A 13934-nucleotide genomic window follows, 5' to 3' on the forward strand; every position below is an offset into this window, starting at 1 on the left:
GCGGGAGTCATTCTTCGTGGCGAGGCGGGGAGGGGCGAGTTAAACGTTGTTAATTAGGAGACGGTTGAGGATTGAATCGAGGTTGGCCGTGCCGACGCCTTCGCGAGCAAGCTCGCTCCCACAGGATTTGGTGCGTGCGCAAATGCAATGAACAACCGCAGATCCTTGTGGGAGCGAGCTTGCTCGCGAAAGCGACCCAACAGCTTGCCAAGATGTCGGCTGTGCAGATGCGATCGCGAGCAAGCTCCCACAGCCTCAGGCGTTTGTCGACAACGGCGGTGTGCGCGGCGGAATCAGGCGTTTGGACTCGATCGATTCAAACGCCGAAGCCAGTTGCAGCAGCTTCGAATCGTCATAGGCTCGACCGGCAAACGTCAGCCCGACCGGCATGCCGATGTCCGCCATGACGCCCATCGGCACGGTGACGGTGGGCACACCCAGGTGGCGGATGGCAAGGTTGCCGTTGGCAACCCAGACGCCGTTGCTCCAGGCAATGTCGGCAGATACCGGATTGATATCCGCATCCGCCGGCCCAACGTCGGCAACGGTGGGGAAGGTCACCGCGTCCAGGCCCAGCCGGTCCATCCAGTCTTCGAGGTCGATCCGGCGCGTTTCTTCGAGGCCGCGCAGGCCGTCGGGCAGGGTCGGGATCTGGTCCCAGGGGGTGATGCCGCGCTCGGCCATTTTCACGTACTCGTCCATCCCGGCGGCAAGATCATCCTCGCGGTTGGGCAAGGTGCCCGGGTCGTGAGGGAAGATCTTCGGCCCGTCGACGTCGGCCAGACGGTTGAGTGTCGGATCCCCGTTGGCCCGCAGGAAATCATCGAAGGCCCAGGCCGACAAGTCCCACAGCTCATGGTGCAGGAACGCCTTGGACACCAGGCCCCGGGTGAACACGGTCGGTGCGCCGGGGCGATCGCCCTCGCAGTTGGACACCAATGGGAAATCCACCTCGATCACTTCGCCGCCATGGGCCTGGATGGCCTTGCGCGCCGCTTCCCAGAGCTCGATCACCGAGGCGCGGGTGTGGATGCGCTGGCCCGTCGGGCCGCCAATACCCGGTGCATCCGCCGTACCCGCTTCGGGATCGGCATTGATGTACATGCGCGGTACGCCGAAACGCTTGCCGGCGAGTGCGCCCGGTTGGCTGGCCAGGCTTGGGTAAGAGGCGGGGCGAACCGCCTCGACACTCGGAATCGGCACCCAGGGTTGCAGGCGCCACAGGTCGCCACGGGTATCCGGATCGCTTGCCACCACGACGTCCAGCACTTCCAGCAAGTCGGCCATCGTGCGGGCGAAGGGCACGACCACGTCCATGGTCGGCGTCAGCGGCCAGTTGCCGCGAACCGAGATCACCCCACGCGAGGGCGTGTAGGCGCACAGGCCGTTGTTCGACGCCGGGCCGCGGCCGCTGGACCAGGTTTCCTCCGCCAGGCCGAAGGCCGCGAAGCTGGCCGCAGTGGCCGTGCCGGCGCCGTTGGAGGAGCCCGAGGCAAAAGGCGCGGTGAGGTAGTCGCCGTTGTAGGGGCTTTCTGCCCGACCATACACGCCACGCTGCATGCCGCCATTCGCCATGGGGGGCATGTTGGTCTTGCCCAGGCAGATGGCACCGGCGGCGCGCAGCCGTTCGATGGTGAACGCATCGCGATAGGCCACCAGGTCCTTGAAGGCCGGGCTGCCGGACGCTGCCGTGAGCCCCTTGACCAGGTAACTGTCCTTGGCCGTATAAGGGATGCCATCGAGCGGGCCCAGGGTCTGGCCGCTGGCCCGGCGCGCATCGGACGCCTGCGCTTCCTTGAGGGCCTCGGGGTTGCGCACCACCACCGCGTTGAGGGCCGTGGACGTGTGCGGACCATCATAGGCATCGATCCTGGCCAGGTAGGCCTGCACCAACTCGACCGCCGTCGTCTGGCCGGATTCAAGCGCGGCGCGCAGTTGGGCAATGGAGACTTCGGTGATTTCGATCATGGGGTGCTCACCCCAACTGACCGGGCGAGGCCGGTCGCGTCACGTTGGAATCGGGTCACTTCAGTCTCCTCAAGATGGATATTTATCGGTTTTCACGCACTGTACTACGTGGCGTTCGGCGGGTCTATTGAGCGGGCTTGTCGTTATGCACGGATTGGCTCGCCATTCGTCCGTCTCACTGGCGAGTCTGGCTTGACAGCCGGACGGGCAAGGGAAATACTCGCCGCAATATTCATATATATGACTAGATAACAAGGTGAATAAGGTCAATGAACCCTCTTTCCAGTGATGTGCGCCTGCCGCTCTATCAACGCCTGCGCGACCAGTTGGCCGAGCAGATTGCCAACAACCGCTGGCGCCCGGGGGAGGCGATCCCCACGGAGGCCGCGCTCTCGGCGGAGTATCAACTGTCCACCGGCACCGTGCGCAAAGCCATCGATGCCCTGGTCAGCGAGGGCATCCTGGAGCGCCAGCAGGGGCGAGGCACCTTCATTCGCCGGCCACAGTTTCAATCTTCCTTGTTTCGTTTCTTCCGTTTCCAGAGCGCCTCGGGCGAACGTCGGATTCCCGAGAGCCGCATCCTGTCCATCGAGCCGGTGGCCGCGCCATCGGCGGTGGCCCAGGCGCTGGGGCTGCCCGCCGATGCCCCGGTGATTCGCATCGTCCGCCTGCGTCTGCTCGATATCGAGCCGGTGCTCGCCGAAGAAATCTGGTTGCCGCGCGACCGGTTCCAATCGTTGCTCGAAATCGACCTGAGTCAGAAGGGCCCGTTGCTGTACCCCATCTACGAAGAAACCTGCGGCCAGGTGGTTGCCTACGCCCAGGAAACCCTCACCGCCGAGTCGGTGAACGACGTGCACGCGCGATTGCTGCAAGTGCCGGTCAACAGCCCGGTGGTGGTGATCGAGCGGCTGGCGCGTGACTACGCCGGCACGCCGCTGGAATGGCGGCGCTCGCGCGGGCATGCCGAGCATTTCCGCTACAGCGTGGACATTCGCTGACCCATGACGGGTTGATACAGCCCGGCGGCGAGCTCCGCGCCGGTTCCGTTTTTTTGCCATCACTGGCCCTGCAGCGGCGCGGTTCGCTCTCGGCTGCCTTTGATTCGACTATAAGGATAAAAAACATGTTCAGTTGGTATCGCCAAGTCACTGCGCGGGAGCGCAAAACGTTCTGGGCCTGCTTCGGCGGCTGGTCGCTCGACGCGCTGGAAGTGCAAATGTTTGGCCTGGCGATACCGGCGCTGATCGCCGCGTTTGCCTTGTCCAAGGGAGATGCGGGGCTGATCAGCGGCGTGACCCTGGTCACCTCGGCGCTCGGCGGCTGGGTCGGCGGCACGCTGTCGGACCGCTACGGCCGGGTGCGAACGCTGCAATGGATGATCCTGTGGTTCTCCTTCTTTACGTTCCTGTCGGCGTTCGTGACCGGCTTCCATCAACTGCTGGTGGTCAAGGCGCTGCAAGGTTTCGGCATTGGTGGCGAATGGGCCGCCGGTGCGGTGCTGATGGCCGAGACCATCAACCCCAAGTATCGCGGCAAGGTCATGGGCACGGTACAGAGTGCCTGGGCAGTGGGTTGGGGCCTGGCCGTCGGGGTCTTCACGCTGATCTACTCGTTCGTGCCCCAGGACATGGCCTGGCGAGTGATGTTCATCGTTGGCCTGCTGCCGTCGTTCCTGATCATCTGGGTGCGGCGCAACGTCGAGGAACCCGACAGCTTCCAGCGCCTGCAAAAGGAAAAAGCCATCCCGCAGAGTTTCTTCAAGTCCCTGGGCGGCATCTTCCGGCCGGAGCTGATCCGCGTGACATTGTTTGGCGGCCTGCTGGGCCTGGGTGCCCACGGCGGCTATCACGCGGTGATGACCTGGTTGCCGACCTTCCTCAAGACCGAGCGCAACCTGTCGGTACTCAACTCCGGCGGCTACCTGGCGGTGATCATCTTCGCTTTCTGGTGCGGTTGCGTGGTCAGCGGCCTGTTGATCGATCGCATCGGCCGCCGCAAGAACATCGTGCTGTTCGCGCTGTGTTGCGTGGTCACCGTACAGTGTTACGTATTCTTGCCGCTGACCAACACCCAAATGCTGTTCCTGGGCTTCCCCCTGGGCTTCTTCGCGGCCGGCATCCCGGCGAGCCTCGGGGCGCTGTTCAACGAGCTGTACCCGGCGGATGTGCGGGGCGCCGGCGTCGGCTTCTGCTACAACTTCGGCCGCGTGCTGTCGGCGGTGTTCCCGTTCCTGGTCGGGCACATGAGTGATTCGATGTCGCTGGGATCGGCCATTGGCATCGACGCCGGCATCGCCTATGGCGTAGCGGTGATCGCGGCGCTGTGCCTGCCGGAGACCCGTGGCCGTAGCCTGGAAGCGTCGAAGCAACCAGAACATCCCGTTACCCCCAGCGAGAGCGCCCATGCCTGATACGCGTTCGCCGATCACCGGCATCGACTCCCACGCGCATGTGTTCAGCCGCGAGCTGGCGCTGGTTGCCGCGCGGCGCTACACACCCGACTATGATGCGACGCTGGCGCAGTACCTCGACCACCTGCACGCTCATGGCCTGAGCCATGGCGTCCTGGTGCAGCCGAGCTTTCTCGGCACCGACAACCGCTACCTGCTGGCCGCGTTGCGCCAGGCGCCGGAGCAATTGCGCGGGGTGGTGGTGCTGGAGCGGGGCGTGAGTCGCGCCGAGTTGCAAGACATGGCCCGGGCAGGCGTGGTCGGCGTGCGCCTGAACCTGATGGGCCAGGCCTTGCCGGATTTTCGCGAGGCTGCCTGGAAGGCCTTTTTCGCTCACATCGCCGAGCTGGACTGGCATGTCGAGTTGCACCGCCATGTCGAAGACCTGCCGGAATTGATTCGCCAATTGTTGCCCCTCGGCATCCGGCTGGTGGTCGATCATTTCGGCCGTCCGGATGCGCGCCAGGGCCTTGGTCAACCGGGCTTCACTGAGCTGATGGCGCTGGGTGCGAGCGGGCAGGTGTGGATGAAGGTGTCCGGCATTTATCGATTGGCTGGAACGGATCGCCAGAACCTCGAGTTCGCCCAGGCGGCATTGGCTGTCCTTGAGCAGCGTTTCGGTCCCCAACGACTGGTGTGGGGCAGTGACTGGCCGCACACGCAGCATGAAGAACATGTCGGCTTCGAGACGGTCATCGCACAGTTGCGTGGGTTGGAATGTTCGGCGTCGTTGATGCAGGCGTTGATGGTCCAGGCGCCCCAGGCGCTCTTCAAGTTTTGAGGCGGCCGGCGTGTAGCGTGTAGGAGGTGCTCAAATAGAGTTGGCTGCCGTAGGAAAGGTTGCGTCTCTCACGGCAGCAGCAACGCCTTGAAACGCAGATGACGGCAGCGGTCCCGTGCGTCGAAATCGATCTGCCTGGCCAGCATGGCGACTAACCATCGTTCCGCTCGTCAGCGCTGTCATATCTGACAGTAGAGTGGCTACTGGGCTTGTCATAGGCTGCTTACCAAAGTGCAGGGCGTGTCATGACTGTTCAAGACTGATCGCGTTATATGGCTTAGATGGAGCTGTTGCCTGATGTCGGGGCTGATAAGCAGGGGTTGAGTCATTGAATTTCGTACCGTTTATGAGGCGCTTGGTTTGCAAGGTGGTGAGCACTTCACCGTTGAGTCATTAACGAGGCCCGCTTATGAAAACGATACTTTGTTTTTCCGGACTTGGCTTGCTCGCTGTTTGTTATCAGGTGAATGCGCAATGGGTTGCGGGTAATACGGGCAACTCCTGGGTCGAGGGGCAGGCGACATTGGCTGCCATTCGTAATCAATACGCTAATGCGGCTGAGAATTGTGGCACAAATAATCGCCCGGCATTTCTCTGCAGTGACGTTGTCTTGAGGGTGACCAAAAAGTCTAATAACTACAGGGTTTGGGATCCCAGTCCTGCTTCGCAACAAAGAGGAGGGGTGGCGTTTTCCTATTTGAGAGCGGATGCCAAGTTTCAGACGTTTGCCTGGGGGTTCAATAACGGCTATGTTCTTTATCCCAAGTTTCTGGCACCGGCCAATAAGCTTTCGCTTGGCGTTGTTTGCTCATTCCCGATGGATTCGTGGGATTGGCATCGCGATTCCTTGTGCGGACGAATAACGTTAGAGGGAAACAAATACTACGAAGTCAGTCGACCCTGCCAATCGCAAGGCATCACCAATTCAGATCAGTGGGCCAATCACTGGAACCAATCGGTGAGCGGCAATCCCCACTTGGAACAGTGTGGCTTCGATGTCGCGAGCGGTACGGCTAACGGCGCAGTTTTTTTCTATGAGTCAGTCAAAGCCAAGCAGAAAGTCAATGGCTTTTATGAGTGGAACGAATTACAGATCACTACCTGGCCCCAGGGCAGCGCTCGCACGCTACCCATCCAAGCCTTCTTTTATTCGGATCCTGCCGGCCTGGCGGATGCGCGAACCAATCAAAAAGAATTCTATAGCGATAGCGGAGGCATCGTTGTTCCTATCATAAGCGTCCGTTTACCCATGACGGCGGATCAGGACGTGCTTTTCAATTTCGCTCCTAATGATCAGGAAGTGATGGCAGGAGAAGGGACAACACCGTCCTATTCGGAGCAGCCCTGGATAGTGAGCCCGATGGAGGGAGCTACCGTAACGCCACCCTTCAGAATTTCCGGTAAAAGTGCACCTGGCGCAACCGTCGACGTATGTTTGGAGGGCGGTGGGTATTGTTTTGGCGCTCCCGTGGTCGCTGACGCAAATGGTTATTGGTTTATCGACGGCGCGCAATTAAGCCCTGGGGACTATAGGTTTACGGCAAGACAGACAGCGAATGGTCAGGTGTCGGCGTGGGCAAATAACCGAACGATAAAGGTCCCCTGATTAGTTTAAAAAATTGGAAATTTGTTCTGCCGGATGTCGATGAAAAAAGAAGAGCACTCAGCGGATAAGCAGGGGCGCGGCGATGAAAGTTAATGTGCTTTTATTATTGTTAGTTGTCCAGGTCGCTTATGGTGCTGATCAAGGAGCGGGCGGCGCGTGTGCACAATACATTGAGTCAGCGGCCTGGTCAGAGCGTTACGATCCGGGAACGCAAAGAAACGAATGGAGTTTGTCTGTGATACCCACCGAATGTGGCCGGGCGATACAGTCCAACCAGACCAATGCGGAGTACGCCGAGTTGGTTCAAAAATTCGGTAACGATTGGCAGTGGAAATATCACGATGGGGGAGGCATGCGTCGTCAGTTGGTGTGTCACTTGGCGATTGCTCGAAGTAAAACACCGTGGAATCTGGAACCCTATAGGCCCGATGTGTCACATGAGGTTTCAATCCAAAATGGCTGTAATAATGGTGTGGGCACTGGGAGCGGAGCGATACCGGTGTACCCAGCGCCCCCACTGATTTTGAGCCCGACGCAGACCAGTCACGTAACTCCACCCTTTACCATTTCGGGAAAAAGCGCTGCGGGCGCGATGGTGGATGTGTGCCTTGAGGGGGCGGGCTACTGTTTTGGCAAACCAATCGCCGATGGGCGCGGAGACTGGATCATTGAAGGGGCCGGGTTGGCGCCGGGATCTTACAGGATGACAGCAAGGCAGACATCGGGTGGGCAGGTGTCAGATTGGGCTGAGTACCGAACGTTCACCATCCCCTAGGGCGCAAACGCCAACACACTGGCCGGCGAGCCAGACCCGGCCTCCAGGCGCAGCACGCCAATCACCAGCGTGCAGCCGGTGGCCGGTAGCTGGTCGAGCTGGGCGAGGCATTCGAGGATGATGCCGCCGCGTTGCAGCACCCCTCGGTTGCTGGTGAACGTGGTTTCCTGGCCTGGGTCCACCCCATGGGTGTCGATGCCGATGCCGGCGATGGCGCGTTGCTCCAGTAGGAATCGGCTGGTGGCGGCGCCGACGCCCGGGAAGTGCGGGCCGTGCGCATCAACCTGGATGAAGCGTTGCGGATCCGCCCAGCGCGACTGCCAACCGGTGTGGAACAGCACCACGCAACCCTCCGGGATCCGGCCATGTGCCTGCTCCCAGCGCTCGATGTCCTGAATGCCGATGATGTAGTCGGATTCATCCCCCACACGGCTCGCCAGGTCCACCACCACGGCGGGCCGTACCAGGGATTCGGCGGTGTAGCCGTCGATGCCCATGGCGCCGGCGTCGAAACTGTTCGGCGCATTCATGTGGGTGGCGCTGTGCTCGCCCATGCTGAAACTGCGCAGGTGGTAACCGTCCTTTTCCAGCGAAGCCTCGGTCTTGAACACCACCGGTGGGTCATTGGGCCACAGCGCGATGTCGGGATGGATCGGGTGGCTGAGGTTGACGATTCGGTTGAAATGAATGCTGGGCATGGCGGGCGTCCTGTCTGGCGATTGCTGGCGATATTGTTGCAGCCAAACCTGTGTTGTCACCTCGATCCAGACGGGGATGGCATGGTGTTGTGGTGGTTGAATATCGCTACGACGCTTGTCGCTCATTTGTAACCTGATGTTGGGGTGCTGCGGCGCGCCTGTTTTCCCTGCCATCCCGGCGGACGACCGTCAGCCCGTCAGTCCAACCCTTCGCTGGTATTCGCCTACACTGAAAGGGTTATCTGACTTTCCTGTAGGCACAGGACGACTTCCCAGCCCAAGTCGCTTTCAGAACACGTTTAGTCGCCTGTGTGCTACCGCCCAGCGGCGGGAATGGCAAGCTGTGATGATGCCCCGGACCGAGTGCGCCAAAGACACTTGGCCGGTGAGCGAGAATGGCGACCGGATTTGCCACGCTACCGTGACGTGGGCCGGACGCCGCAGCCAAGACTCCGGACAGCTGCCGCCCGGCGGCAGTGTCGTTCGAGATGCCGAGGTACGTTTATGCCTGATGAGACGCTTCACCTGCCTTTGATTCAGAGTGTGTTGGCGCTTGAAAAGGACACCCCCGGTGCCTTGCTGCCCATCCTGCACGCCATCCAGGAAGGCTGCGGGTATGTGCCCGACGTCGCCGTCCCCGAAATCGCCCATGCCCTCAACCTCAGCCAGGCTGAAGTGCGTGGGGTGATCAGCTTCTACCACGATTTTCGTACCACGCCACCGGCCCGCCATACCTTGCGCCTGTGCCGCGCGGAGTCCTGCAAGAGCATGGGCGCCGAGGGCCTGGCCGCGCAATTGCGCGAACACCTGTCCCTGGACGACCACGGCACCAGTGCCGATGGCCGCATCAGCCTGCGGCCGGTCTATTGCCTGGGCGCCTGCGTCTGTTCGCCGGCCCTGGAACTGGACGGTGAGCTGCATGCACGCCTGACCCCGGAACGCCTGCGCCAACTGGTCAATGGTTGCCTGGAGGATGGCGCATGCTGACGCTCTGCATTGCTCGTGACTCGGTAGCCCGTGCCGTGGGCGCGGACAAGGTGGCCACAGCGCTGGCGGCGGAGGCCGAGCGCCGACAACAGCCGCTGGCGTTGCGACGTACCAGTTCCCGTGGCCTCTATTGGCTGGAACCGCTGGTGGAGCTGGAACGCGATGGCGTCCGGCTGGGCTTCGGCCCGGTCACGCCGCAGGACGTGCCGAGCCTGCTGGATGCGCTGGCCGGCGACCCGAGCAGCCACCCGCTGGCCCTGGGGCCGGTGGAAGACATACCTTATCTCAAGAGCCAGCAGCGCCTGCTGTTCGCCCGTGCCGGCATCACCCAGCCCTTGTCCCTGGACGATTACCGTGCCCAGGGCGGCTTCCTCGGGCTGGCCCGCGCCGTCCAGATGGATGGCGGGGACGTGGTCGCCAGTGTCCTCGATTCCGGCTTGCGCGGTCGGGGCGGGGCGGCGTTCCCGGCGGGCATCAAGTGGCGCACCGTGCGCGAGGCCGTGGGGCCGCAGAAATACGTGGTGTGCAACGCCGACGAAGGCGACTCCGGAACGTTTGCCGACCGCATGTTGATGGAGGGCGATCCGTTCCTGCTGATCGAAGGCATGATCATTGCCGGCATCTCTGTCGGCGCCACCCTGGGCTACATCTATGTGCGTTCGGAATACCCGGACGCGGTCAGTACGCTGAACGACGCCCTGGGCATCGCTCGCGCCGCTGGCTACCTGGGCAAGGACGTGGCCGGCAGCCGTCGCACCTTCGAACTGGAAGTCCGGGTGGGGGCAGGGGCCTACATCTGCGGTGAAGAAACGTCGCTGCTGCAGTCGCTCGAAGGCAAGCGCGGCGAAGTGCGAGCGAAACCGCCGTTGCCCGCGCTGCAAGGCCTCTTCGGCCTGCCGACGCTGGTCCACAACGTGGTGACCCTGGCCTCGATACCGGTGATCCTGGAGAAGGGTGCGCAGTTCTATCGCGATTTTGGCATGGGCCGTTCCCTGGGCACGATGCCGTTCCAACTGGCCGGCAACGTCCGCCAGGGTGGTTTGGTCGAGCGCGCGTTCGGCCTGACCCTGCGGGAATTGGTGGAAGGCTACGGTGGCGGGACTGCCAGCGGTCGACCGTTGAAAGCCGCCCAGGTGGGCGGACCACTGGGGGCTTGGGTGCCACCTTCGCAATTCGATACCCCGCTGGACTACGAAGCCTTCGCCGCCATGGGCGCGATGCTTGGCCACGGCGGCGTGGTGGTGGCTGACGACAGCCTCGACATGGCCCAGATGGCCCGGTTCGCCCTGCAATTCTGTGCCGAAGAGTCCTGCGGTAAATGCACGCCTTGCCGGATCGGCTCCACCCGTGGGGTGGAGGTGGTCGATCGCTTGATCGCCAGTACCGATACCGCTGTTCGCCAGGAACAGGTGCTGTTGCTGCAAGACCTCTGCGACACCCTGCAATACGGCTCGCTCTGCGCCCTTGGCGGGATGACGTCCTACCCCGTGGCCAGCGCCCTCAAGTACTTCCCCGCCGACTTCGGTCTGGCGACCACGGAGGCCGACCAATGATCAACATCTTCGATCCCAGCAGCGATATCGACCTGGGTACCCCGGCGCGCGAAAGCGAGGTGCAGGTCAGCCTGACCATCGACGGACGTGAAATCAGCGTACCTTCCGGTACGTCGGTGATGCGCGCGGCGGCCTTGCTCGGCACCACCATTCCCAAACTCTGTGCCACCGACAGCCTGGAAGCCTTTGGCTCCTGCCGCATGTGCCTGGTGGAGATCGAGGGCATGCGCGGCTATCCGGCGTCCTGTACCACGCCGGTGACCGAGGGCATGGTGGTCAGCACCCAGACGTCCAAGCTCGCCACGTTGCGCCGCAACGTCATGGAACTGTACATCTCCGACCACCCGCTGGACTGCCTGACATGTCCGGCCAATGGCAATTGCGAGTTGCAGACGGTGGCGGGGCAGGTGGGCCTGCGCGAAGTGCGCTATGGCTACGAGGGCGCCAACCATCTGAGCGATGCCAAGGATGTTTCCAACCCCTATTTCGACTACGACCCGAGCAAATGCATCGTGTGCAGCCGCTGCGTTCGGGCTTGCGAAGAGATCCAGGGCACTTTCGCGCTGACGATCAGCGGGCGTGGTTTCGACTCCCGGGTCGAAGCGGCCGGCGGTGAGAATTTCCTCGATTCCGAATGCGTGTCGTGCGGTGCGTGCGTGCAGGCCTGCCCGACAGCCACCCTGATCGACAAGAGCGTGGTGGAGATCGGCCAGCCGGAGCGCAGCGTCATCACCACCTGCGCCTATTGTGGCGTAGGCTGTTCCTTCCGTGCCGAGATGAAAGGCGAGCAACTGGTGCGCATGGTCCCGGACAAGAACGGCCAGGCCAACCACGGCCACTCCTGCGTCAAGGGCCGTTTCGCCTGGGGCTACGCGACTCACCCGGACCGCATCACCAAGCCGATGATCCGCAAGCACATCAACGACCCGTGGCAGGAAGTCAGCTGGGACGAGGCGGTGACGTATGCCGCCAGCGAATTGCGCCGTATCCAGCTCAAGTACGGGCGTGACTCCATCGGTGGCATCACCTCCAGCCGTTGCACCAACGAAGAAACCTACCTGGTGCAGAAGCTGGTGCGTACCGCATTCGGCAACAACAACGTCGACACCTGCGCCCGTGTTTGCCATTCGCCCACCGGTTATGGCCTCAAGCAAACCCTGGGCGAATCGGCCGGCACGCAGAATTTCGACTCGGTGATGAAGGCTGACGTCATCCTGGTGATGGGCGCCAACCCCACCGATGCGCACCCGGTCTTCGGTTCCCAGCTCAAGCGTCGTCTGCGCCAGGGCGCTCGGCTGATCGTCATCGACCCACGTCGCATCGACCTGGTGGATTCGCCCCACGCCCGTGCCGAGCTGCACCTGCAACTGCGTCCAGGGACCAACGTGGCCATGCTCAACGCGCTGGCCCATGTGATCGTCACTGAAGGTCTGGTTGACCAGCCGTTTGTCGCACAGCGCTGCGAGGCGGCCGATTTTGCCCGCTGGAGCGATTTCGTCAGCCTGCCAGAGAACGCGCCCGAGGTCTTGGAAGCGGTCTGCGGCGTCCCGGCCGAACAGATCCGCGCCGCCGCACGGCTCTACGCCACCGGTGGCAACGCTGCCATCTACTATGGCCTCGGCGTGACCGAGCACAGCCAGGGCAGCACCTCGGTGATGGGCATCGCCAACCTGGCCATGGCCACCGGCAACATCGGCCGCGAGGGCGTCGGGGTGAACCCGCTGCGTGGGCAGAACAACGTCCAGGGTTCCTGCGACATGGGCTCGTTCCCCCACGAGTTGCCGGGCTATCGGCACATTTCCAACGAAACGGTCCGCGCCGAGTTCGAGCAGGCCTGGAACGTGACCCTGCAACCCGATCCGGGCCTGCGCATCCCGAACATGTTCGAGGCCGCGTTGGATGGCACCTTCAAGGCGCTTTACTGCCAGGGCGAGGACATTGCCCAGAGCGACCCCAACACCCAGCACGTGACCGCGGCGCTGAGTGCCCTGGAATGCGTGATCGTCCAGGATATCTTCCTCAACGAAACGGCCAAGTTCGCCCACGTGTTCCTGCCGGGCAGTTCGTTCCTCGAGAAGGACGGTACCTTCACCAACGCCGAGCGACGCATCTCCCGGGTGCGCAAGGTCATGGACCCGCTGGCCGGCAAGGCTGACTGGGAGGCCACGATCGCCCTGGCCAATGCCTTGGGCTACAAGATGGACTACAGCCATCCTTCGCAGATCATGGATGAAATCGCCCGCCTGACACCGACCTTCACCCGCGTCAGCTACGCCGAGCTGGATCGTCACGGCAGCCTGCAATGGCCGTGCAACGATGCCGCGCCGGACGGGACGCCGACCATGCACATCGAGCAATTCGTGCGCGGCAAGGGTCGGTTCATGCTCACCGGGTATGTGCCCACCGAGGAAAAGGTCAACAATCGCTATCCATTGCTGCTGACCACCGGCCGTATCCTCAGCCAGTACAACGTCGGTGCCCAGACCCGGCGCACCGAGAACGTCGCCTGGCACGAGGAGGACCGCCTCGAAATCCACCCGACCGACGCTGAGAACCGTGGCATCGTCGATGGCGATTGGGTCGGCATCGGCAGCCGTGCCGGGCAGACCGTGCTGCGGGCGAAGGTGACCGAGCGCGTGGCGCCGGGCGTGGTTTACACCACGTTCCATTTCCCGGAATCGGGCGCTAACGTGATCACCACCGACAACTCCGACTGGGCCACCAACTGCCCGGAATACAAAGTGACGGCGGTCGAGATCGTGCGGGTCAGCCAGCCTTCGGAATGGCAGAAACGCTACCAGGCGTTCAGTGATGAACAAGGCCGCCTGCTGAGGGAACGCCGTCATGCCGAGAAAGCCGAGGTGCGCCGATGAGTTCTGACAACTTGATCAAGATGGCCAACCAGATTGGTCAGTACTTCGCCAGTGAACCGGACCCTGCGGTGGCGGTGCGTGGCGTGTACCAACACATCAAGAGCTTCTGGACGCCAGCCATGTGTCGCGACTTGACGGCCTGGCAAACGAAACATCCCGAGGCGGTCCTGCATCCGTTGGTATTGGCGGCATTGATGGAGTTTGAAAAAGCGGCCTAGGAAGCCAGCCCCGTCAGTCCGCA

At 62.4% G+C, this 13934-nt stretch carries 11 protein-coding genes; 9 read left to right on the forward strand and 2 right to left on the reverse strand.

Annotated features, from left to right (window positions below):
* Window positions 1-255 precede the first annotated feature (255 nt).
* On the reverse strand, window positions 256-1968 hold the full coding sequence (locus tag V5F23_RS11815) for an amidase (protein ID WP_338498500.1): 1713 nt from the start codon (window positions 1966-1968) through the stop codon (window positions 256-258).
* A 269-nt stretch (window positions 1969-2237) separates the two neighbouring features.
* Here V5F23_RS11815 and V5F23_RS11820 point away from each other — a divergent pair, with 269 nt between their 5' ends.
* The 5 genes from V5F23_RS11820 (at window position 2238) to V5F23_RS11840 (ending at window position 7582) form a co-directional block, all read left to right on the forward strand.
* Window positions 2238-2969 carry a GntR family transcriptional regulator gene (locus V5F23_RS11820; RefSeq protein WP_042730907.1) on the forward strand — a complete coding sequence of 244 codons (732 nt, stop codon included), beginning with the start codon at window positions 2238-2240 and terminating at the stop codon, window positions 2967-2969.
* 125 nt (window positions 2970-3094) lie between these two features.
* A complete protein-coding gene (locus V5F23_RS11825) occupies window positions 3095-4381 on the forward strand; it encodes an MFS transporter (protein ID WP_042730906.1) in 1287 nt (428 codons plus the stop codon).
* Window positions 4374-5201, forward strand: coding sequence for an amidohydrolase family protein (locus tag V5F23_RS11830; RefSeq protein WP_042730905.1), 828 nt, complete (start codon window positions 4374-4376; stop codon window positions 5199-5201). The genes V5F23_RS11825 and V5F23_RS11830 overlap by 8 nt, the downstream gene beginning before the upstream one ends.
* A 409-nt stretch (window positions 5202-5610) precedes the next feature.
* Window positions 5611-6807: a halovibrin HvnC gene (locus tag V5F23_RS11835; protein ID WP_338498504.1), complete on the forward strand. Its 1197-nt coding sequence runs from the start codon at window positions 5611-5613 to the stop codon at window positions 6805-6807.
* Window positions 6808-6889: 82 nt separating this feature from the next.
* Entirely contained in the window at window positions 6890-7582 is a 693-nt protein-coding gene (locus V5F23_RS11840) for a DUF2599 domain-containing protein (protein WP_080922105.1), read from the forward strand.
* On the opposite strand, the gene V5F23_RS11845 is transcribed toward V5F23_RS11840, so the two are convergent.
* Window positions 7579-8280 carry a cyclase family protein gene (locus V5F23_RS11845; RefSeq protein WP_042730904.1) on the reverse strand — a complete coding sequence of 234 codons (702 nt, stop codon included), beginning with the start codon at window positions 8278-8280 and terminating at the stop codon, window positions 7579-7581. The two genes, V5F23_RS11840 and V5F23_RS11845, sit on opposite strands and share 4 nt — an antisense overlap.
* A gap of 504 nt (window positions 8281-8784) precedes the next feature.
* Between V5F23_RS11845 and V5F23_RS11850 the strand changes: the two genes are divergently transcribed.
* The 4 genes from V5F23_RS11850 to V5F23_RS11865 are packed head-to-tail and all read left to right on the forward strand — an operon-like array spanning window position 8785 to window position 13911.
* The gene (locus V5F23_RS11850) at window positions 8785-9267 is read left to right on the forward strand and encodes a formate dehydrogenase subunit gamma (protein WP_047735444.1); all 483 of its coding nucleotides are present in this window, start codon (window positions 8785-8787) and stop codon (window positions 9265-9267) included.
* Window positions 9261-10820, forward strand: coding sequence for an NADH-ubiquinone oxidoreductase-F iron-sulfur binding region domain-containing protein (locus tag V5F23_RS11855; RefSeq protein ID WP_338498506.1), 1560 nt, complete (start codon window positions 9261-9263; stop codon window positions 10818-10820). Before V5F23_RS11850 ends, V5F23_RS11855 begins: the two co-directional genes overlap by 7 nt.
* A complete protein-coding gene (fdhF, locus tag V5F23_RS11860; RefSeq protein ID WP_042731833.1) occupies window positions 10817-13693 on the forward strand; it encodes a formate dehydrogenase subunit alpha in 2877 nt (958 codons plus the stop codon). The genes V5F23_RS11855 and fdhF overlap by 4 nt, the downstream gene beginning before the upstream one ends.
* Complete coding sequence (locus V5F23_RS11865) at window positions 13690-13911, forward strand: formate dehydrogenase subunit delta (protein ID WP_042731834.1); 222 nt, start codon at window positions 13690-13692, stop codon at window positions 13909-13911. The genes fdhF and V5F23_RS11865 overlap by 4 nt, the downstream gene beginning before the upstream one ends.
* Window positions 13912-13934 lie beyond the last annotated feature (23 nt).

Origin of the sequence: Pseudomonas sp. WP18 (genome assembly GCF_036689585.1) — a bacterium.
GTDB classification, from domain to species: Bacteria; Pseudomonadota; Gammaproteobacteria; order Pseudomonadales; family Pseudomonadaceae; genus Aquipseudomonas; species Aquipseudomonas chlororaphis_E.

Coding starts and splice junctions, on each gene's coding strand:
- V5F23_RS11815 (WP_338498500.1), bottom strand. CDS start 1,968: ATGATCGAAATCACCGAAGTCTCCATTGCCCAACTGCGCGCCGCGCTT.
- V5F23_RS11820 (WP_042730907.1), top strand. CDS start 2,238: ATGAACCCTCTTTCCAGTGATGTGCGCCTGCCGCTCTATCAACGCCTG.
- V5F23_RS11825 (WP_042730906.1), top strand. CDS start 3,095: ATGTTCAGTTGGTATCGCCAAGTCACTGCGCGGGAGCGCAAAACGTTC.
- V5F23_RS11830 (WP_042730905.1), top strand. CDS start 4,374: ATGCCTGATACGCGTTCGCCGATCACCGGCATCGACTCCCACGCGCAT.
- V5F23_RS11835 (WP_338498504.1), top strand. CDS start 5,611: ATGAAAACGATACTTTGTTTTTCCGGACTTGGCTTGCTCGCTGTTTGT.
- V5F23_RS11840 (WP_080922105.1), top strand. CDS start 6,890: ATGAAAGTTAATGTGCTTTTATTATTGTTAGTTGTCCAGGTCGCTTAT.
- V5F23_RS11845 (WP_042730904.1), bottom strand. CDS start 8,280: ATGCCCAGCATTCATTTCAACCGAATCGTCAACCTCAGCCACCCGATC.
- V5F23_RS11850 (WP_047735444.1), top strand. CDS start 8,785: ATGCCTGATGAGACGCTTCACCTGCCTTTGATTCAGAGTGTGTTGGCG.
- V5F23_RS11855 (WP_338498506.1), top strand. CDS start 9,261: ATGCTGACGCTCTGCATTGCTCGTGACTCGGTAGCCCGTGCCGTGGGC.
- fdhF (WP_042731833.1), top strand. CDS start 10,817: ATGATCAACATCTTCGATCCCAGCAGCGATATCGACCTGGGTACCCCG.
- V5F23_RS11865 (WP_042731834.1), top strand. CDS start 13,690: ATGAGTTCTGACAACTTGATCAAGATGGCCAACCAGATTGGTCAGTAC.